This is a genomic window from Neisseria mucosa (genome assembly GCF_013267835.1).
GTDB lineage: Bacteria > Pseudomonadota > Gammaproteobacteria > Burkholderiales > Neisseriaceae > Neisseria.
The window spans coordinates 272,158-291,151 of sequence record NZ_CP053939.1; the positions used below are offsets into that span (position 1 = coordinate 272,158).

An 18,994-nucleotide genomic window follows, 5' to 3' on the forward strand; every position below is an offset into this window, starting at 1 on the left:
GGATAGAGGTTTAGAAACCTTGTGCCAACATGGCATCGGCTACTTTGACGAAACCGGCAATGTTCGCACCATTGACGTAGTTCACTTTGTCGCCGACTTTGCCGTATTTCAGGCAGGATTCGTGGATGTTGTGCATGATGTCGAACAGGCGTTGGTCGACTTCTTCTCGAGTCCAAGACAGGCGGATGGCGTTTTGGCTCATTTCCAAACCTGAAGTTGCTACGCCGCCGGCGTTGGAGGCTTTGCCCGGAGCGTAGAGGATGCCGGCTTTGATAAATTGTTCGACCGCGCCTAAAGTTGACGGCATGTTCGCACCTTCGGCAACCACATAGCAACCGTTTGCCAGCAGGATTTTGGCAGCGTCTGCGTCCAATTCATTTTGGGTGGCGCAAGGCAGGGCGACTTCGGCCGCGATGTTCCACGGTTTTTGGTTTTCAAAGTATTGCAGGCCTTGTTCTTTGGCGTAAGTGGCCACGCGTTCGCGGCGTACTTCTTTCAGCTCGATCAAAGCGGCCAGTTGCGCTTCGGTCATGCCGCTGTCAGGGAAGAGGACAAAGCCGTTGGAGTCGGAAACGGTCAATACTTTTGCACCCAGTTGGATGGCTTTTTCGGCAGCGTATTGCGCCACGTTGCCGGAGCCGGAAATCAATACGCGTTTGCCTTCGATGCTGTCATTGCGTGTTTCCAGCATGGCTTGGGCAAAATACACGCAGCCGTAGCCGGTGGCTTCAGGGCGAATCAGGCTGCCGCCCCATTCGAGGCCTTTGCCGGTCAGGACGGAAGCAAATTCGTTGCGGATTTTTTTGTATTGGCCGAACAGATAGCCGATTTCGCGGCCGCCTACGCCGATGTCGCCGGCAGGAACGTCAGTATCGGCACCGATGTGGCGGTAGAGTTCGGTCATAAAGGCTTGGCAGAAGCGCATTACTTCGGCATCGGATTTGCCTTTAGGGTCGAAGTCGGAACCGCCTTTGCCGCCGCCCATAGGCAGGGTGGTCAGCGCGTTTTTGAAGACTTGTTCAAAGGCGAGGAATTTCAACACGCCCAAATCGACGGTCGGGTGGAAACGCAAACCGCCTTTGTAAGGGCCGATGGCAGAGCTCATTTGAATACGGTAGCCGCGGTTGACTTGAACTTGGCCTTTGTCGTCCATCCAAGTGACGCGGAACATAATCACGCGTTCCGGTTCAACAATACGCTCAAGCAGGCTTTGTTGGGTGTATTTCGGGTTTTTCGCCAAAAACGGATCCAAACTCATGAACACTTCTTCAACGGCTTGGTGGAAGGGTTCTTGGTTGGGGTTGCGTTGTTTAAGATTGGTAAACAGGGTGTTCAGGTCAGTCATTTTTCAACTCCTATTGAGTGAGATGTTTCAATATTTATGTTTTGAAATATAGCTGTAAAAATTTTACTTGCCAAGAAAAATTTTGACCAGATTGTTGACATTATTTTTTTACCAATTTGTAAAAATGGAATTATATTTTAAATTATAATAAAAATTATGGTTTATATTTTACATTTAAAAATAATAAGCTATAAAGTTCTAAGTAATTAAACTAGAAAATTCCAAAATTTTTTTGTAAAAATTTTATTTAGCTCAAAATTTCGTGTAAGCAAATGATAAATTGTCAACATTATTAATGGGTATGCTCTAAGTCTAGAGGAAGGGTTAGCCCATTGCAGACAGAGAGGCAGGCCGTCTGAAAATTCGGTACAATATGCATCAAATTCCCACAACACATACATTAAGGAAACCCATGAAAGCCTATCACGACCTTATGCGCCATGTCCTCGACAATGGTATCGACAAATCCGACCGTACCGGCACTGGCACGCGTTCCGTGTTCGGTTACCAAATGCGTTTTGATTTAAGTGAAGGCTTTCCGCTGTTGACAACCAAAAAACTGCATCTGCGCTCGATTATTCATGAGCTGCTTTGGTTTCTCAAAGGCGATACCAACATCAAATACCTGAAAGAGAACAACGTTTCCATTTGGGACGAGTGGGCGGACGAAAACGGCGATTTAGGCCCGGTTTACGGCTACCAATGGCGCAGCTGGCCCGCACCTGACGGCCGCCATATCGACCAAATTGCCAATGTGGTGGAACAAATTAAGAAAAATCCCGACTCGCGCCGCCTGATTGTGTCCGCATGGAATCCCGCTTTGGTCGATGAAATGGCTTTGCCGCCTTGCCACGCGCTGTTTCAGTTTTACGTTGCCAACGGCAAACTGTCCTGCCAGCTTTACCAACGTAGCGCCGATATCTTCCTTGGCGTACCGTTCAACATCGCCAGCTACGCATTGTTGACCATGATGATGGCGCAAGTGTGCGGCCTGGAAGCCGGTGAGTTTATCCATACGTTTGGCGATGCCCATTTATACAGCAACCATATCGAGCAGGCCCGACTACAATTAAGCCGCGATTTCCGAAGCCTGCCGACCATGAAAATCAACCCTGAAATCAAAGACTTGTTTGCCTTCAAATTTGAAGACTTCGAGCTGGAAGGCTATGATCCGCATCCGCACATCAAAGCCGCCGTGTCGGTGTAATCCAAGCTAAAAAACAAAAGGCCGTCTGAAACTTCAGGCGGCCTTTTGTTTAGGCAGGTTTATTGACGTTTCGCGCCATAGCCACCGATTAAGTGTTCGGTTGCATCTTTGTTTTTCAAGCCGTAAGTGCCGCCAATTTCTGCAGCATTGGGGCCGTAGAATTTGCCGTTCAGGTTGCCACTTAACTTGTCATCGGCCGTGCTGACTTTGCCGGAGAAGAGGTTACCGTCTTTCCAGCTTGCCGTACCTTTGAAATCGTAGTTTTTATCTGCTTGGGATACACGCTTACCATTTTCCAAAGTATGGAAGTGTGAGTTTGACGTTTCAAAACGGACACCTTTGAGGCCGAAATCAACGATAGCCATGACATTGGAAGTCAACTGACGATTGTTCTTGTCGGTAACCACATAGGCAGTGGAAATACCTTTGTAGGTGGCTGTACCTTTAGCAGGCAGGGTAGTGAAGACAGTTTCATCGCCCAGGCTTTGGTAGCCTTGGTATACATGTCCTTTAGGATCGGTGTAATGCGCGAAGGTTTGATATGTCCAGCCGGCCGCAGAAGGATCATGCAACACAATTTTGGTGCCGTCATCAAAATTGATGACATAAACACCATCGAATTGTTTGTCAAAAACTAAGCCGTTTTTATCGGTGCGGAAGTAGGCTAAATTATCGCTGTCAATTTTATTAAAGGTTGCCAGATTAGTGCGATGTTGCAGATTTTTTTTGTATAAAGCGTCTAAGTCTCTAATTTTAGCTTCAATTTTCTTTATTTTGTCATGATCAATTTGGCCAGACTCTGAGTTTTGTTCTTTTTTTAGATTTTCTTTTTCAGCTTCTAACTTCTTATAAAGTTCAACAATACGTTCATCCAAAGTTGATTTACCGTATGCAAATTCGGTATTTTTCTCTTTTCCCGTTTGTTCACTGACATCAGTTTGAGTATTGCCTTTTGAATATACTTTGGCAATAACAGAAGCGTAGCTTGTCCATGTAGGTTGGGTTGCGTTGCCATCAGTGGTCTTGTTAAACAATACAACGCCGTCCATTTTGACTTCATCATTGCTGTTAAAGTCAATAGAACTGATCAGACCATTTTGGTTGCGGTCTTGATTGTCCGTTTGGAACATTTTGCCTGCGGTATCTCTGCGGATTTGTACGTTAGGGTTGGATTGCTGTGCACCTTTGGAGGAGATGAAATGTGTGTGCAAAGGCTGGGTAATGTTGGCCGGATCGATTGGAGCTTCATCGGTCAGTTTGGCAAGATTGTCGGCACTGTTGGTGAGCGTAGTAGACGGCGCTTTCGGAGTGTTGGCATTGCTGTTGTTGGCAGGATTGCCATTATTGCCAGCAGAGTTGCCGGTATTATTGGTAGGAGTTGCGCCGGTGCTTAAAGCAGATGAACCGCCGCCTCCGCCACCGCCGCATGCGGACAAGATGGCTGCGCTGATGGCTGTAAAAACGATAGTTTTAAGTTTGGTTTGGATGTGACATGAGATTCCCTGTATAGTTATTCGCTTGATGAAAAGGTCGGAGAGATCGTTTATCTGATTTTTAAACCTTTAATGCCCGATAATAACCATAAATCATAAAAAAATAAACAGTTTGTTTTCATTTCTGTACAAAAATTAATCAAAGGGAAGGTGGTTGGGTGGATATTTTTTTAGTTAATTGTTTTATATGAATTTATTTTGAATATTTTAGTGAGTTCGATAGCTGGTCTGTTTCTTTTTAACAAACTTTTCAGACGGCCTTTGAAGATAAAAGAGCAGTCGGACTTTATGGATGCTTTTCTCTCAACGAATCAGCGTATTTCCGTTAAAATACGCCTTCTTTTCCGATTCGAAACATTGCCATGCGCCTGACCCACATCAAACTCTCCGGCTTCAAATCTTTTACCGACCCGACCACGATTCATGTGCCGGGGCAGCTTGTTGCGGTTATCGGGCCGAACGGTTGCGGCAAGTCGAATGTGATTGACGCGGTGCGTTGGGTGTTGGGCGAGGCTTCGGCGAAGCAGCTTCGCGGCGAGAGTATGCAGGACGTGATTTTTAACGGTGCGGCGACGCGCCGTCCTGCGCCGAGGGCTTCGGTGGAGCTGGTGTTTGACAACAGCGACCACAGTTTGCAGGGGGCGTGGGGGCAGTATGCCGAGGTGAGCATCAAGCGGCAGCTGACGCGTCAGGGCGAATCGACTTATTTCATCAACAATCAGACCGTGCGCCGCCGCGACATTACCGATTTGTTCTTGGGTACGGGCGTGGGCGCGCGCGGTTATGCCGTTATCGAGCAGGGGATGATTTCGCGCATCATCGAAGCGCGGCCGGAGGAGTTGCGCGCCTATATCGAAGAGGCGGCGGGCGTGTCCAAATATAAGGAACGCCGCAAGGAGACGGAAGGCCGTCTGAAAGACACGCGCGAGCATTTGCAGCGTTTGGGCGATTTACAGAACGAGTTGGCGCGTCAGGTGGAAAAGTTGGAAAAACAGGCAGAAACCGCCGAACGCTACAAATCCCTGACCGCGCAGTTGAACCAACAACAGGATTTACTCGATTACGCCCAATGGCAGCAATCGCTTGCCGCCGCCGACAAGGCGACCGCGCAGCATCAGTCTTTGCAGGCGCAGCAGGACGAAACCGCCGCGCAGGTTCAGGCGTTAAACGACGAAGTACACGCCTTGCAGACTGCCGAGCAGTCGCAGCAGCAGGCAGTACACGAATTGAGCAACAAACGCGGCGTGTTGCGCGAGCAGATTGCCCGTTTGGAAGAACAAATCCGCCATCAGCAAAACCTGCACCAACGCATCGAACGCGACAAACAGGCGGCGCAGGCGCAGTTGCAACGTATCCATCAGGAGCAGCAGCAAATCCGCGTGCAGCTTGAAGAAAACGAGTTGCAGGCCGAAGAAAAGCAAACCGAATTGGCGGAATGGGCGATGCAGGTTGCCGAACACGAAGAGCGTCTGCCCGAATTGGAAGAAGCCCAAGCCACGCTTAATGCCGCCTTCCAAACCCAGCAGGACGAGGCAAACCGAATCCGCCGCGAACTGGCGTTGAAGCAGCAGCAGCTTGCCCATGCCGAACAAACCGTTGCCAAGCACGAAGAGCGCAAAGGTCGTCTGAAACAGGAAAACCAAGCCCTGAACCTGCCCGACGAGGCCGAAACCGCCGCCGCGCAGGAAGCCGCCGCCTTGTTGCAAAGCCAGCAAGAGCATTACGAAGAACAAATCATTGCTGCCGAAGAAGCCCTACACGCCGCCCGCGAGGCGTTTCAGACGGCCTCAAACCGCTTCCAAAGCCTGAAGCAGCAACACATCACCTTGCAGGCGCAGCAGCAGGCGTTGTCGCAAATCCTGTCGCAACAGCAGGAAGCAGCCGACTTCTGGCAGGCAACCGACCACGCCGCCGCGCCGCAACTGTGGCAACACATCACCGCGCCCGCCGAGTGGCAGCACGCCTTGTCCGTCATCCTTGCCGAACGCCTGCACGCCCGTAGCGTGCCGTCTGGCTTCGTTCCCCCCGTGCCGTTGCCGCAGGGGCAGGCGGCATGGCTTTCAGACGACCTCTCCGGCGGCATCAAAAAATCCCTGCCCGTACAGGCATTGTTGAACCAAATCCAAGCGCAGCCGCCGTTTCAGACGGCATTGCACCACTGGCTCGACGGCGTATTGTGCGCGCCCGATTTGAGCTACGCCCTCGCGCATCAAAGCGATTTGGGCGCACACCAAATCTGGCTCACGCCCGAAGGCCATCAGGTCGATAAAGTCAGCGTCCTGCTCTATGCCAAACCCGCGCAGGAAAGCCTGATTGCCCAAAAAGCGCGCCTCGACGGCATCGCTTCCGAACTGGAAAACCTCGCCCCCGAACTTTCCGCCGCCGAAGCCGCGTTCAAACAGGCGGAAGCCGCCGTGCGCTCGTCCGAAGTGCAGCACAAAAACCTGATGCAGCAACAACAGCAGCACACGCGCCAATACAGCCAGGCGCAGCAACGCGCCGCCGAACTTCTGGCGCGCACCAACCAAGGGCAAATCCGCCGCGAACACATCGAGCGCGAACTGGCGCAGTTGGCGGAAGAACAGACCGTGTTGCAACACACGTCCGACGGGCTTTCAGACGACATCGCTACTTTGCAGGAAGCCGCCGCCGAACTCGAACACCAACAACAGACCACCGCGCACAGCCGCCAAGAGCAGCAAGGCCGTCTGAAACAGGCGCAGCTTGCCTTGTTGGAAGCCAACCGCCAATACGGGCTGGCCGAAGTTGCCGTCCATAAGCTCAACCAGCAAAAACAAAACTACCAGCAGCAAATCGCCCGGCTCGAACAGCAAACCCTGGACTGGCAGGAACGCCAGCAAGAGCTTGCCCTCGCCTATGAAACCGAGTTCCAAAACGACGAGCAGCACATCAAGCTCGACGAGCTGACAGAAGCCGTGCACACGCTGGACGAAGAATACATCGCCGCACAGGAAAAACTCGCGCAGATTCAGGAGCAGGGCAGGGAGCAATACGCCCGCGTACAAACCCTGCAAACCAAGCTGCCGCAGCTTCAGGCCGCCACCCAAACCGCCCTGTTGCAGCAGCAGGAAGCCCTGATTAACGCCAAACGCTACCATCAAAACCTGACCGAACGCGCCGCCGATTTGGACACGCTCGAAGCGTTGGCGAAAGAATCGCCGAAAGTATTGAACAGCAGCATCGGCAGCCTCATCCAGCAAATCGAAGCCCTCGGCGCCGTCAACCTCGCCGCCCTGCAAGAACTCGAAGAAGCGCGCGAACGCGACGGCTACTACCGCAGCCAGAGTGAAGACGTGCAGGCCGCCATCACCCTTTTGGAAGAAGCCATCGCCCAAATCGACGACAAAACCAAAGCGCGTTTCAAAGAAACCTTCGATGCCGTCAACGGCAAAGTCCAAACCTTCTTCCCCACCTTATTCGGCGGCGGCGAAGCCACCCTCAAAATGATAGGCGACGACCTCCTGACCGCCGGCGTGTCCATCATGGCGCGCCCGCCCGGCAAGAAAAACAGCACCATCCACCTCCTCTCCGGCGGCGAAAAAGCCCTCACCGCCATGAGCCTCGTGTTCGCCCTGTTCAGCCTCAACCCCGCCCCCTTCTGCCTTCTGGACGAAGTCGACGCCCCGCTGGACGACGCCAACACCTCGCGTTTCTGCAACCTGGTCAAAGAAATGTCGGCGCAAACCCAGTTCCTCTACATCTCCCACAACCGCCTGACCATGGAAATGGCGGAGCAGCTGGTCGGCGTAACCATGCAGGAAAAAGGCGTATCGCGCGTCGTTGCCGTAGACATCAAACAGGCGTTGGAAATGGCCGAACCGAATTGAGGTAAGAATAAAGGCCGTCTGAAAGAATGAGGAAGAAATCTATCATTTCATCTTCCCATTTTTTCAGACGGCCTTTTTGTATTGGATAAAGCGTTATTGTTTCGACACATCATCTTTGGCGCGTTGAGGCTGCCCCGAGCGTTGGTTGCTGCGGTTGACGGCATCGCGCCATGCTTTGCGTTCGGCTTCGATTTTGGCGGCTACTTCGTGAACCATGGTTTCTTGTTTTTTGACGGCCGGTTCTTTGGGTGTATTGTCGGAAAAGTGGAGGCCGTACCACAAGGCGGCGAAAATGCTGCAGACGAAGATCACGGCAATCAGGCCGACGATGGCTTGTTTGCCGGCGAGGGGTTTTTCGGGGGGAGGGACGAGGACATCGAAGCAGTCGGCGCAATCGAGGGCGAAGCAGACGTTTTCGGCTTCTTTGCGGCCGCGCCGGCCTTCTGTGATGTTGAAGGAGATGTGTTGCCCTTCGGCCGGAAGGCGGGTAAGGGTGGTGAAGGCGGCAAGGGCAAGAAAGATTTCTTGGCCTGTGTCTTCTATGGTAGCGGCGCCGAAGCCGCGCTTGCTGTTCCAGCGAGTAATCGTTCCGTAATAGCGCATAATGTATGTGGGGATATTATTATAGGTAACAGTTTTTCTTTCGACTGATTTTAAATCAAAAAGTTTGGTTATTGTCTTAATTTTACACTAGATTTGTCTTGTTGGAAGAAGGCGGGCCGTCTGAAGGATTTCAGACGGCCTGCATGGTTTATGCCTATTTATTAAGCACTTTTTGGAAGGTGTCGATCAGGTGTTGCGCTATGGCTCGGCTGCCGAATTGTTGCAGGCAATCTTGGCGCAAACGGACGGGATCGTAGTGTGCATGGTTTTCGTATAGGGTGAGCAATGCTTTGGTCAGTTCCGGTATGTTTTCGATTGGCACCAGCAGGCCGTTGTCGGAAGTGACGATGGATTCGGGGCCGCCGCAGCGTGTGGCGATAACGGGCAAACCTTGCGACAGTGCTTCGATATAGACGACGCCGAAAGTCTCGGTACGGCTGGCGAGGACGAATGCGTTGCTGTGGCGCATGAGGTCTAGGGTTTGGTCGGTGGTCAATGCGCCGGTAAAGGTAACGGCGTGGTTGATGTCCAAGTCGCTTGCCAGTTGTTTCAGACGGCCTTCTTCTGCGCCGCCGCCGCCGATTTTGAGTTTGAGCTGCGGATAGGTTTTGAGTGCTTCGGCAAAAGCAGGCAGGAGCAGGTCGTGGCCTTTGAGGTGGCGCAGGTGGGAGACGCTGCAGAAGGTGAAGTCTTGATGGTTTTTTTCGGGGAATTCGAAATCCTGTTCAAAATTGCTGCCCAGCATATTGGGCAGGTATTGCCAGTCTGTACCGGCGTAGGTTTTTTCGAGAATGCGGCAGAAATCACGGCTGACGGCGAACCGGGCCGCGCTGTGGCGCACGGCTTCGTGCATGGACGGCCATTGGTTTTTGCGGACAAGGCCGCGTGAAATGGCACTGCTGTGTTCGGTAATCACATAGGGAATGCCGTATTTTTTGAAGATGGCACAGGCCAAAATGGCGGCGTAGTTGACGCAATGGGCGTGAATTACGTCGGGTTTGCCGTTGTCGGCGATATAGGCTTCAAAAGCTTTCATGCCTGCGTTGACCCAGCGGATGCGGTCGATGTCGACAACCGGGCAGCGCGGGAAGAAATACATGCTGTCGTAGGCGTAAGTGTTGAGTCCGCCTTGCTGATGGCGACGCAGGCCGTAGAAGCGCGAGAAGATGGTTTTCGGCTGGCTTCTCAAGTAGCGGAACATGGGAACGACCATGCCGATTTTCATGCCTTCGCGTTGCAGGGCTTGGGCTTGGAGGCGGAAAAAGATTCCGTCCACGTCGGTTTCGGAAGAGGGGTACCAAGAGGGGATGACGACAATATGCATGATGTGTTTTTTATGGAGGTAGATAACGGCGAGGCCGTCTGAAAAGAAAAGATATCTTTCAGACGGCCTTTGGTATATTTAGTTCAATCAGTTGCCGGCAACCGTCATTTTGGAAACCAAGACGGAGCCGATTTGGTTGGACGAACGGCGTAATGCGTCGTCTGCCACGCCGATGATGTCGCGGTACATATCCTGCAAACGTCCGGCAATGGTGATTTCCTGAACCGGATAGGCAATGACGCCGTTTTCCACCCAAAATCCGGCCGCGCCGCGCGAGTAGTCGCCGGTAATGGTGTTAACGCCTTGTCCCATCAATTCGGTAACCAGCAAACCTGTTCCCATTTCTTTCAACAGGTCGGCCTGCGTGGCGTGGGTGTGGTTCAGATACAGATTGTGCGCGCCGCCGGCGTTGCCCGTTGTCTGCATACCGAGTTTTTTTGCACTGTAACTGTTGAGGAAATAGCCTTTGACGACGCCGTCTTTCACCACAAAACGCGGCTGCGTGGCCACGCCTTCGGCATCGAAATAAGTGCTGCGGAACGAGCGCAGGATATGCGGCTCTTCACGAAGGCTGAGAAACTCGGGCAGCACCTGTTTGCCGATGCTGTCAATCAGGAAGCTGCTTTGGCGGTAGAGCGCACCGCCGCTGAGTGCGCCGATAAGGTGGCCGATTAAGCCGACGGCGACAGTGGTGTCGAACAGTACGGGATAGCTGCCGGTCGGAACGCTGCGGCTGTTCAGACGGCGTAAAGTCCGTTCGGCTGCGGTTTTACCGATGAGTTCGGGCGCGTCCATGTCTTCGTGACGGCAGGAAGAATCGTACCAATAGTCTCGCTGCATGCCGTGTTCGTCGCTGGCGACCACGCTGCAAGAAATGCTGTGGTGCGTGCTTTGCTGGTGTGCGGCAAAGCCGTGGGTGTTGCCGTAAACGTATTGGTAATGGCCGGTATGAACCGATGCGCCTTCGGAATTTTCAATGCGTTTGTCCGTTGACAGCGCAGCCTGTTCGCATTGCTTGGCCAAATCAATGGCGGATTCGGTACTCAAATCCCATTCGTGGTAGCGGTCGAGGTCGCCGATATGGGTTGCCATCAAGGCAGCATCGGCAAGGCCGGCGCAATCGTCTTCGGCGGTATAGCGCGCAATATCGATGGCGGCCTTGACCGTATCTTGCAGGGCGCGTTCGGAGAAGTCGGCAGTGCTGGCGCGGCCTTTGCGTTGGCCGACATAGACCGTAATGTCTAAAGATTTGTCTTGTTGGAACTCGATTTGTTCGATTTCGCCCAGGCGCACGCTGACGCTTTGGCCGAGCGACTCGCTGAAATCGGCTTCGGCCGAGGTAGCGCCGGATTGTTTGGCCAAATCCAGCGTGTGTCCGCACAAGCGCAACAGCTCGTCCGGTGTGTGGTTAAACAGCATAAAAAGGTTTCCTGACAGGGTTTTGCGGCATTTTAACCGTTTCAGACGGCCACTGCAAAAATCGCACGGAAAGGCCGTCTGAAAACTGATAAAATAGGCAGATTCAGAAAATCAGGTAAACACAATGTTTGAACAAGAAGACGAATGGGTCAGCAAAACCCAAATGAAAAAGCAGATGAACGATTTGCAGGCTTTGGGTATGGAATTGACCAAGCTCTCCAGTGATACGTTGAAAAAAATCGGCTTGGACGAAGACTTGTTTGAAGCCATCGCCACCTATAAAAAAATCACGTCCAACAGCGCGCTCAAACGCCAAGCCCAATTTATCGGCCGCCTGATGCGCGATACCGACCCCGCACCCATCGAAGCCTATTTGGCCAAACTGCGCGGCGACAATGCAGCACACAATGCCTTTTTGCAACGCGTCGAGCAGGCGCGTACCCGACTGTTGGCAGACGATGGCGCGATTACCCAATTTATGGCCGATTTTCCGCAAGCAGACGCCGGTAAATTGCGCACCTTGATCCGCAACACCAAAAAAGAGCAGGAACAAAACAAACCGCCGAAAAACTTCCGCGCGCTGTTCCAAGAAATTAAAGCAGTGATGGAGGCCGGTCAATCCGATGCTTCAGAAGAAGGGCAGGATTGGGAGGAATAAACCTTAAGGCCGTCTGAAAACGGATTGCGGTTTTCAGACGGCCTGTATCGTAATACCGAAGGAGGATGACCATGAAATTTCGCCGCTCTGCAACCGCCTTGCTGGTTGGTGTATTGACCCTGAATGGTTGTACTACCGATCTTTGGGAAAGAAATAGCCCGTTCCATAAAACCACGACTGAAAAAACCGTTGCCAAAGACAATATTCACGCATTTGGCGTGGTTGCCAAAGACAATACGCAACTGGAAACAGGCAGCTTGGTCATGATGGGTGGAAAATATTGGTTTGTCGTTAATTCTAAAGATTCGGCCAAGTTGAAGGCGATCTTGGATGCTAAGCTGAGCAAACGGTTTCAAATGGTTCGGCAAAACCCAAAACAGGTGTATGAGGCTTTGCCGGTTGAATTAAAATCCCCTGAAGCGCAAACTTTCCGCTCGAATTTCTGCCTGCGTTACGATACTCAAAAAGTTGCCGAGATTGCCAAGTTGAAACAGCTGGCGTTCAAGCCGGTCGAACTCGATGACAAAACTGTCTACACACGGTGTATTTCTGCCGAAGGTCATTATTACGCAACGCCGAAAAATGTTGCCGAAGACCGCCGTTTTGACACTGCCGTTCCGGTCAGAATTTATTATGTGGAAACCAAAACAAGCACCGATGTTTGGAAGTTGACGGGTAATATCCTGAAAACGCCATTTACATTGGCTTTGGACGCAGTCGGCGCAGTGATAGCAGGCTCCTATGCCGTGATCGGTGAAATTGTCGATGATTCACGCAAATAATATCCAAGGCCGTCATCCCTGCAGGGGATAGAAAAAAGGCACATCCCATGCTTTTATAAGCATGAATTAGAATCACCTTGAAATTAAATATTTTGAGATACATTATGAAATGTTGATAGAGATTTTTCTTATGGCCAATAATAGTAAAATTCGAATGACAAACAAAAATAGAAGTCTTTATAAAGGATTAATTATGCAATTAAGAAACTTAGCAGTATTACCAATTGTTATGTCACTTGTGTTTTTATCAGCTTGCGAAGTAAGTAACCATGAAAAACATTCTGAAATCCAACAATCAACCTCAAAAGGAAAAAGCAAAATGCAACCCCAAAGTCCTATGCTGAAAGAAATTTTTGCCAGTGAAAAGTACATCGAACCCGGTCAGTCCAAAGATGTAAGCCATATTGTTGCTAAATATCTCCCGATTGGTTCTTCTAAAAAGGAGGTAATTGAAAAATTGACCGAGATGAATCAACACTACAGCGATAAAGGACATATTATCTACGCAGGCTATGGCAAACAGATTCACCCGATGATTCCTAATCCAGAGGTAATGATTGAATTAAAATTTAACGCTTCTGGCTATCTGGAAAATATCGATAGTGAATTCTATTATGCTCAATAACAATAGGAGAATATAAATGGCAAACGAAAAAATTGAAGTCGGCTATCGGCATATCGGCACATTTGCGAATGTAGATTATCACCACAAATTTCTACTCTATACTGATAAAATGGGACAACAATATACTATCAGTGGATGGGTGGGTAAAGAAATTTCCCCACAACTTCCTTTGGGAAAAATCCATATTGAAACCGGCTTACCAAAGAATATTGGTTTACCATATAATGCCCAAAATCCGGATAATTTCAATAATAGGAAAACTGCTTGGTATAAAAGTTTAGATAAAGAACCTATTTCTCCACAAAAGCAATACCGCGAGCTAATCGCTGAAGCTCCTGATTTATCAGCTAAATGGGCTGAAATGGTACGCAATGCTCAAAGCAAGAACAATATCTATCCTTATGATTACTTAAGGCAAAATTCCAATACCCTTGCCGATACCTTATTGCGTGAAGCAGGCTTTCCTGAGCCTGAAAAAGATGGAATATTCCAACATCTTGCCCCAGGTTCGGGAAATAAGCTGAATAAGAGTCTTGTGCCGAAAGATCCTGAGGATCCGCATATCTCCGACATTAAAGATTTGAGTTATCTTGATGAAGAGAAACTCAGAGGAAATCCTCAGTACACCATGCAAATTCAAGAAGAAACATCTCACCATGTCGAAACAGCGGCAACAACCGACAATCCCAAGCCTCAATCCAAATACGAAGAAACTATGGCGATGCTGCAAGGATTATTGAATGATACCGACGGTTCGTATGCAAAAAAACTTTTGGCTGATAATCCTGACAAAGTGGCCAGTTTCAATGAAAGAGTCCAACAGACTTTAGAAGAAGAGTGGCAACAACAGCTTGTTGCTCAAGAAAACCAAAATATTCAACAAGAAAAACAACGAGGCTTCTCTCGTTCTGTCTGAAGCAAACATTACTCTGACTAATGTAGCTTGAGGGGTCGTCTGAAAAACGGTTTTCAGATGACTTCATCCTTTTACAATATCCCTTTCAAATATACAAAACTATCCTTGATTTCCACATCATGTCCGTCAAAATCCAAACACGTTCTATTAATCCGACTGTTTTTAACGACTTGCTCACTGCCGGTACCGATCCTTTGATTGCAAGGCTGTGTGCTGCGCGTGATGTGCAAAGTCCGGCCGAGTTGGACGACAAGCTTGCTGCGCTTTTGCCGTATCAAACGCTGACAAACTGCGAAGCCGCCGCCGGCCGTTTGGCGGATGCGGTTGAGCGTCAGGAAAAAATCCTGATTGTCGCCGACTACGATGCCGACGGTGCAACGGCGTGTGCCGTCGGTATGAGCGGTTTGGCGGCGATGGGGGCGAAAGTGGATTTTCTTGTGCCCAACCGCTTTGAACACGGCTACGGCTTAACGCCCGAGCTGGCCGAAATCGCGGCAGAGCAAGGCGTGGATTTATTGGTAACGGTGGATAACGGTATCGCCAGCATTGCAGGCGTGGCGCGTGCGCAGGAGTTGGGTTTGGATGTGATTGTGACCGACCACCATCTGCCTGCCGAGACCGTGCCCGACTGTATCATCGTCAATCCGAACCAAAAAGGCTGCGGCTTTCCCAGCAAAAGTTTGGCGGGCGTAGGCGTGATTTTTTATGTATTGATGGCTTTGCGTGCCGAACTGCGCCGCCGCAATTATTTTTCAGACGGCCTGAAAGAGCCGAATCTAGGCGACCTTTTGGATTTGGTCGCACTCGGTACCGTCGCCGATGTCGTCGCCCTCGACCACAACAACCGCATCCTCGTGTCGCAAGGTTTGAAACGGATGCGTTCGGGCAAAATGCGCCCCGGCATCCGCGCTTTGTTTGAAGTGGCGCGGCGCGATTGGCGCAAGGCGCAGCCGTTTGATATGGGCTTTGCGTTGGGACCGCGCATTAACGCCGCCGGACGGCTGGACGATATGTCGGTCGGCATTGCCTGTCTGTTGGCGCGAGATGATGCCGAGGCGCAGGAACTGGCGGCCCAGTTAAACAACCTCAATATCGAACGCCGCGAAATCGAGCAGTCTATGCTGCAAGACGCGCTGAATGATTTTCCCGAAACTCTGCCTCCAGGTCAGACGACTTTGGTGGCGTATCGAGACGACTTCCATCAAGGCGTGGTCGGCATTGTTGCCAGCCGCCTCAAAGACCGTTTTTATCGTCCGACCATCGTGTTTGCGCCTGCCGACAACGGCGAAGTGCGCGGTTCGGGACGCTCCATTCCCAATTTGCACCTGCGCGATGCTTTGGATTTGGTATCCAAACGCCATCCCGATTTGATTTTGAAATTCGGCGGACACGCAATGGCGGCGGGTTTGAGCATACTCGAACACAATATTCCCGCGTTTCAGACGGCCTTTGAAGAAGCCGTGCGCGAGATGGTGTGCGAAGACGATTTGTCGCAAACCTATATTACCGACGGCAGCCTGCCTGCCCGCGATATTACGCTGGAACAGGCGCAGAACCTTGCCCGCCACGTTTGGGGGCAGGGCTTCGCGCCGCCGAGTTTTACCGACGAATTCCATGTTGTCCGCCAGCAGCCTTTGGGCGCGGAGGGCAAACACAAAAAAGTCTGGCTGCAAAAAGACGGCTACGAATTTGAAGCCATGTTCTGGCGTTGCAGCGAAGACATTCCCGAATACATCCGCACGGTGTACCGCCCCGTTGCCAACGAATGGCGGAATAATCTCGAATTGCAGCTTTATATCGACTACTGGGAAGCCGCGTAAACAAAGGCCGTCTGAAAAATGAAGAAACAAAAACCTTGGCTCGGCTTTTCTTTGGCGCTGCTTGCCACCATGACTTGGGGCTCGCTGCCGGTAGCGGCGCAACAGGCCTTAAAAGCCGTCGATGCGCCCACGCTGGTGTGGATACGCTTTTTAGTGGCTTCGCTGGTGTTGTTTGCGTTGTTGGGACTGACCGGCAAGCTGCCGCGGCCGTCTGAATTTTCCAAGCAAACCTTATTTTTATTGGTACTGGGTATTATCGGTATTTCCGCCAACTTTGTGCTCGTTGCTATGGGTTTGCACTATATTTCGCCGACAACCACGCAGGTGTTGTGGCAGCTCTCGCCCTTTACCATGATTTTGGTCGGCGTTGGCGTGTTTAAAGAAGCCTTTACGCGCTGGCAAAAAATCGGCTTGATGCTTTTGCTGACGGGTTTGGTCATGTTTTTCAACGACAAATTCGGCGAACTTTTCAGTTTGGGCAGCTACGCGGTCGGGGTAATCATGGCGGCTTCGGGCAGCATGATTTGGGTGTGCTACGGCGTGGCGCAAAAACTTTTGTCCAAACATTTCAATTCGCAACAAATCCTGCTCATGATTTATTTTTGCAGCAGCTTTGTTTTCCTGCCGTTTGCCGAACCATCACAAATCGCCCATATCGGCAATCCGTTTTTATGGGGCTGCTTTATCTATTGCTGCTTAAACACGCTGATCGGTTATGGTTCATTCGGCGAAGCGCTCAATCATTGGGACGCTTCAAAAGTCAGTATCGTCACCACGCTGATTCCCGTGTTCACCATGATATTTTCCACCATCGGCCATCATCTCGCCCCCGATTATTTTGCCGCTTCGGATATGAATATCGTCAGCTATGTGGGTGCCATGGTGGTTGTGGCCGGAGCATTGCTGGCTGTGGCCGGAGAGAAAGTAATGGGGCTTTTTTTGAGAAAGATATAAAGCATTTATTGCGAAACAGAATAAACAAGGCCGTCTGAAACAGGTTTCAGACGGCCTCATGTGGAACGATCAGCCGAAAGACCGCCCACCAAATTCCCTTTCCGCAGGATTCTGCTGCACAGAAATTTCCCTCGCTGCCGTTTGTTGCCGTTCCTGTTCCATTCTTTCCTGCACTTTGGCATTGAAAGCATCAACAACTTCGCGGTTTTCCGCCAAAACCTGTTCGGCGAAAGAGCCGTCCTTATCGTTGAGCAAGCCTTGAACCAAGGCATGGAATTTATCTGTTTGGGTTCGCGGTTTTTCGCGGGTCGGAGCGGTAACATCCTCGATGTGTTTGTCTCTGCGACGGGCATCGGCGGGATGTTTGACACCGTAAGCCGTATTCATACGGAAGTTTTTTAAATCTTCCATATCCAGTTTGCCTTCGACTTTGACCTGTCGTCCTCCCGGCAGCCTTACTCCGTTATCTTCTTTACTCTGGCTGAGGAACTCCACCAAAGCTTCGTTTACTTTTTTGCCATATTGGTTGCCTATATCGGCAATAAAGACTTGTGCCTGCATATTGGATTGCAGGAATTGCTTGTTTTCAAGATTTGTGATTTTAGAAATAACTTTATGGACTTCACCAACTTTTTTATTAAGAACTTTAACATAATCCCGATTGATTAATGAGATACCGGTTTCGGAAGCCAAAGCCTGATTCAATTTCGGTTTCAGATTTTGATACACCTGTTTGTCTTCGGCAGACATTTTATTGAATGGCTTGTATAGATGGATTTGCATCTGCTTTATTTCATTATCGGAAATAAAACGGTTGCCTTTTGAGTCTGTTGCCTCTCGCGCAATCCGTTCCAACAAATTCCTCCCTTCATTATTGCCGCCTATGTCGTACTGGATAGGACCGAAACTCGGACCGCTGGCAGCCTTCTCCGCATTCGATATTTTGTACGCGCCGCGCCCGCCCGACAATTCGTTTACCATCATGGCTTGATGGATATAGTATTTCAAACCGTCTTCCGGTTTCAGATGGTCTCCGCCTGTAAAACGACTCATATCAGTCTCCTAAAAAAATTAAAAACGTTCCAATGCTTTTAAGTGATATTGTGTTTGTTGAACGTCACACAGATAGAGGATTTTATCTGAAGGAGTTTTCAAATCGGTTGTGATTGTCGGGTCGGAACAAAGTTCCTCCTTATAAGCCTTCCATTTTGAGCGGATGCTTGCAAAATACTGTTTTGTCAAGCCATGAAGTTTTTGGTCTTTGGCAGTGGCACGTCGAAATAAATCTTCGTACTTCTTATCTAATGCAATTTCAAAATCTAATAGGGTAAGCCTCAAACAATCTTCATCCATTTGGTCAACAGGTTCGGGACAAAGATTCTTTTCCTTCTGCGGCTTAAGCGCATTTGCAGCTTTTTCAGACGGCTCTGCCGCACCGACACAGGCAGCGGATGCCATCACGGCCAGCAGTGGCAGAATGTAACGGATTTTGTGTTTCGACATATCAGTCTCCTAACTATCTATCAGTTTTATAAAGAATTTTCAAAGCGTTCCAACGCTTTCAAATGGTTTAAATTCTGTTCGAACCTGCAAATACGTATGTAGCGTCCTGCAAGAGGACGAACTTTCGTCGCAACGGATGGGTCTGAACACAGCATTTCCGTATAACTTTCCCAATTCTTACGGATAGTCAAAAAATATTCTTTGGATACTCCATTCAATTTGGGGTCTTTTGAATCGATACGGTGCAGCAGATTTTCGTATTTCTTATTCAATTGCTTTTCCAACCTCATACTGAAAATATCCACACATTCATAGCCTTGTCCGTCTATGTCTTTCATCATGCTCTGAGGGCATATGTCCTTATTGTCCTGTTTTTGCCTTGTTACCTTTGGAACAGCCTTTTCAGACGGCCCTGCCGCACCGACACAGGCGGCGGATGTCATCACGGCTAGCAGTGGCAGAATGTAACGGATTTTGTGTTTCGACATATCAGTTTC

General features: G+C 50.1%; 16 protein-coding genes. 8 read left to right on the top strand and 8 right to left on the bottom strand.

Annotation, left to right across the window (positions count from 1 at the left end; all coding sequences use genetic code 11):
- Positions 1–10 precede the first annotated feature (10 nt).
- On the bottom strand, positions 11–1,345 hold the full coding sequence (gdhA, locus tag FOC66_RS01210; protein ID WP_003745850.1) for an NADP-specific glutamate dehydrogenase: 1,335 nt from the start codon (positions 1,343–1,345) through the stop codon (positions 11–13).
- A gap of 412 nt (positions 1,346–1,757) precedes the next feature.
- Between gdhA and FOC66_RS01215 the strand changes: the two genes are divergently transcribed.
- The gene (locus FOC66_RS01215) at positions 1,758–2,552 is read left to right on the top strand and encodes a thymidylate synthase (protein ID WP_003745852.1); all 795 of its coding nucleotides are present in this window, start codon (positions 1,758–1,760) and stop codon (positions 2,550–2,552) included.
- A gap of 59 nt (positions 2,553–2,611) precedes the next feature.
- Here FOC66_RS01215 and FOC66_RS01220 read toward each other — a convergent pair whose 3' ends face one another.
- Complete coding sequence (locus FOC66_RS01220; protein WP_003745854.1) at positions 2,612–3,988, bottom strand: transferrin-binding protein-like solute binding protein; 1,377 nt, start codon at positions 3,986–3,988, stop codon at positions 2,612–2,614.
- Between the two features lie 419 nt (positions 3,989–4,407).
- Between FOC66_RS01220 and smc the strand changes: the two genes are divergently transcribed.
- Complete coding sequence (gene smc / locus FOC66_RS01225) at positions 4,408–7,893, top strand: chromosome segregation protein SMC (protein WP_003745856.1); 3,486 nt, start codon at positions 4,408–4,410, stop codon at positions 7,891–7,893.
- Between the two features lie 93 nt (positions 7,894–7,986).
- Here smc and FOC66_RS01230 read toward each other — a convergent pair whose 3' ends face one another.
- From FOC66_RS01230 to pmbA, 3 genes are all read right to left on the bottom strand, one after another.
- Positions 7,987–8,496: a cold-shock protein gene (locus FOC66_RS01230; RefSeq protein WP_003745858.1), complete on the bottom strand. Its 510-nt coding sequence runs from the start codon at positions 8,494–8,496 to the stop codon at positions 7,987–7,989.
- 154 nt (positions 8,497–8,650) lie between these two features.
- The gene (locus FOC66_RS01235; protein WP_003745861.1) at positions 8,651–9,820 is read right to left on the bottom strand and encodes a glycosyltransferase; all 1,170 of its coding nucleotides are present in this window, start codon (positions 9,818–9,820) and stop codon (positions 8,651–8,653) included.
- Between the two features lie 87 nt (positions 9,821–9,907).
- Positions 9,908–11,239, bottom strand: coding sequence for a metalloprotease PmbA (gene pmbA / locus FOC66_RS01240; protein WP_003745863.1), 1,332 nt, complete (start codon positions 11,237–11,239; stop codon positions 9,908–9,910).
- 124 nt (positions 11,240–11,363) lie between these two features.
- Between pmbA and yjgA the strand changes: the two genes are divergently transcribed.
- The 6 genes from yjgA (at position 11,364) to FOC66_RS01270 (ending at position 16,994) form a co-directional block, all read left to right on the top strand.
- Positions 11,364–11,897, top strand: a complete 534-nt coding sequence (yjgA, locus tag FOC66_RS01245; protein ID WP_003745867.1) for a ribosome biogenesis factor YjgA — start codon at positions 11,364–11,366, stop codon at positions 11,895–11,897.
- A gap of 71 nt (positions 11,898–11,968) precedes the next feature.
- On the top strand, positions 11,969–12,679 hold the full coding sequence (locus tag FOC66_RS01250; RefSeq protein WP_003745869.1) for a hypothetical protein: 711 nt from the start codon (positions 11,969–11,971) through the stop codon (positions 12,677–12,679).
- 193 nt (positions 12,680–12,872) lie between these two features.
- Positions 12,873–13,304 (top strand): hypothetical protein, encoded by a 432-nt coding sequence (locus tag FOC66_RS01255; RefSeq protein ID WP_003745871.1) that lies wholly within the window; start codon positions 12,873–12,875, stop codon positions 13,302–13,304.
- A 16-nt stretch (positions 13,305–13,320) separates the two neighbouring features.
- Positions 13,321–14,220 carry a hypothetical protein gene (locus FOC66_RS01260; protein ID WP_003745872.1) on the top strand — a complete coding sequence of 300 codons (900 nt, stop codon included), beginning with the start codon at positions 13,321–13,323 and terminating at the stop codon, positions 14,218–14,220.
- Between the two features lie 119 nt (positions 14,221–14,339).
- A complete protein-coding gene (gene recJ / locus FOC66_RS01265; RefSeq protein ID WP_003745874.1) occupies positions 14,340–16,040 on the top strand; it encodes a single-stranded-DNA-specific exonuclease RecJ in 1,701 nt (566 codons plus the stop codon).
- Positions 16,041–16,058: 18 nt separating this feature from the next.
- Positions 16,059–16,994: a DMT family transporter gene (locus FOC66_RS01270; protein WP_003745876.1), complete on the top strand. Its 936-nt coding sequence runs from the start codon at positions 16,059–16,061 to the stop codon at positions 16,992–16,994.
- A 69-nt stretch (positions 16,995–17,063) separates the two neighbouring features.
- On the opposite strand, the gene FOC66_RS01275 is transcribed toward FOC66_RS01270, so the two are convergent.
- From FOC66_RS01275 to FOC66_RS01285, 3 genes are all read right to left on the bottom strand, one after another.
- Positions 17,064–17,978 (bottom strand): hypothetical protein, encoded by a 915-nt coding sequence (locus FOC66_RS01275; protein WP_254351938.1) that lies wholly within the window; start codon positions 17,976–17,978, stop codon positions 17,064–17,066.
- 87 nt (positions 17,979–18,065) lie between these two features.
- Complete coding sequence (locus FOC66_RS01280) at positions 18,066–18,497, bottom strand: hypothetical protein (RefSeq protein ID WP_003745881.1); 432 nt, start codon at positions 18,495–18,497, stop codon at positions 18,066–18,068.
- A 26-nt stretch (positions 18,498–18,523) separates the two neighbouring features.
- Entirely contained in the window at positions 18,524–18,985 is a 462-nt protein-coding gene (locus tag FOC66_RS01285; RefSeq protein ID WP_003745883.1) for a hypothetical protein, read from the bottom strand.
- Between the last annotated feature and the right edge of the window lie 9 nt (positions 18,986–18,994).

Excerpts from the sequence above, each read along its gene's own strand:
- FOC66_RS01260 (WP_003745872.1), top strand. The coding sequence starts at position 13,321 with ATGGCAAACGAAAAAATTGAAGTCGGCTATCGGCATATCGGCACATTT.
- FOC66_RS01250 (WP_003745869.1), top strand. The coding sequence starts at position 11,969 with ATGAAATTTCGCCGCTCTGCAACCGCCTTGCTGGTTGGTGTATTGACC.
- gdhA (WP_003745850.1), bottom strand. The coding sequence starts at position 1,345 with ATGACTGACCTGAACACCCTGTTTACCAATCTTAAACAACGCAACCCC.
- pmbA (WP_003745863.1), bottom strand. The coding sequence starts at position 11,239 with ATGCTGTTTAACCACACACCGGACGAGCTGTTGCGCTTGTGCGGACAC.
- smc (WP_003745856.1), top strand. The coding sequence starts at position 4,408 with ATGCGCCTGACCCACATCAAACTCTCCGGCTTCAAATCTTTTACCGAC.
- yjgA (WP_003745867.1), top strand. The coding sequence starts at position 11,364 with ATGTTTGAACAAGAAGACGAATGGGTCAGCAAAACCCAAATGAAAAAG.
- FOC66_RS01270 (WP_003745876.1), top strand. The coding sequence starts at position 16,059 with ATGAAGAAACAAAAACCTTGGCTCGGCTTTTCTTTGGCGCTGCTTGCC.
- FOC66_RS01230 (WP_003745858.1), bottom strand. The coding sequence starts at position 8,496 with ATGCGCTATTACGGAACGATTACTCGCTGGAACAGCAAGCGCGGCTTC.
- FOC66_RS01285 (WP_003745883.1), bottom strand. The coding sequence starts at position 18,985 with ATGTCGAAACACAAAATCCGTTACATTCTGCCACTGCTAGCCGTGATG.
- FOC66_RS01215 (WP_003745852.1), top strand. The coding sequence starts at position 1,758 with ATGAAAGCCTATCACGACCTTATGCGCCATGTCCTCGACAATGGTATC.
- FOC66_RS01235 (WP_003745861.1), bottom strand. The coding sequence starts at position 9,820 with ATGCATATTGTCGTCATCCCCTCTTGGTACCCCTCTTCCGAAACCGAC.
- FOC66_RS01280 (WP_003745881.1), bottom strand. The coding sequence starts at position 18,497 with ATGTCGAAACACAAAATCCGTTACATTCTGCCACTGCTGGCCGTGATG.
- recJ (WP_003745874.1), top strand. The coding sequence starts at position 14,340 with ATGTCCGTCAAAATCCAAACACGTTCTATTAATCCGACTGTTTTTAAC.
- FOC66_RS01255 (WP_003745871.1), top strand. The coding sequence starts at position 12,873 with ATGCAATTAAGAAACTTAGCAGTATTACCAATTGTTATGTCACTTGTG.
- FOC66_RS01275 (WP_254351938.1), bottom strand. The coding sequence starts at position 17,978 with ATGATGGTAAACGAATTGTCGGGCGGGCGCGGCGCGTACAAAATATCG.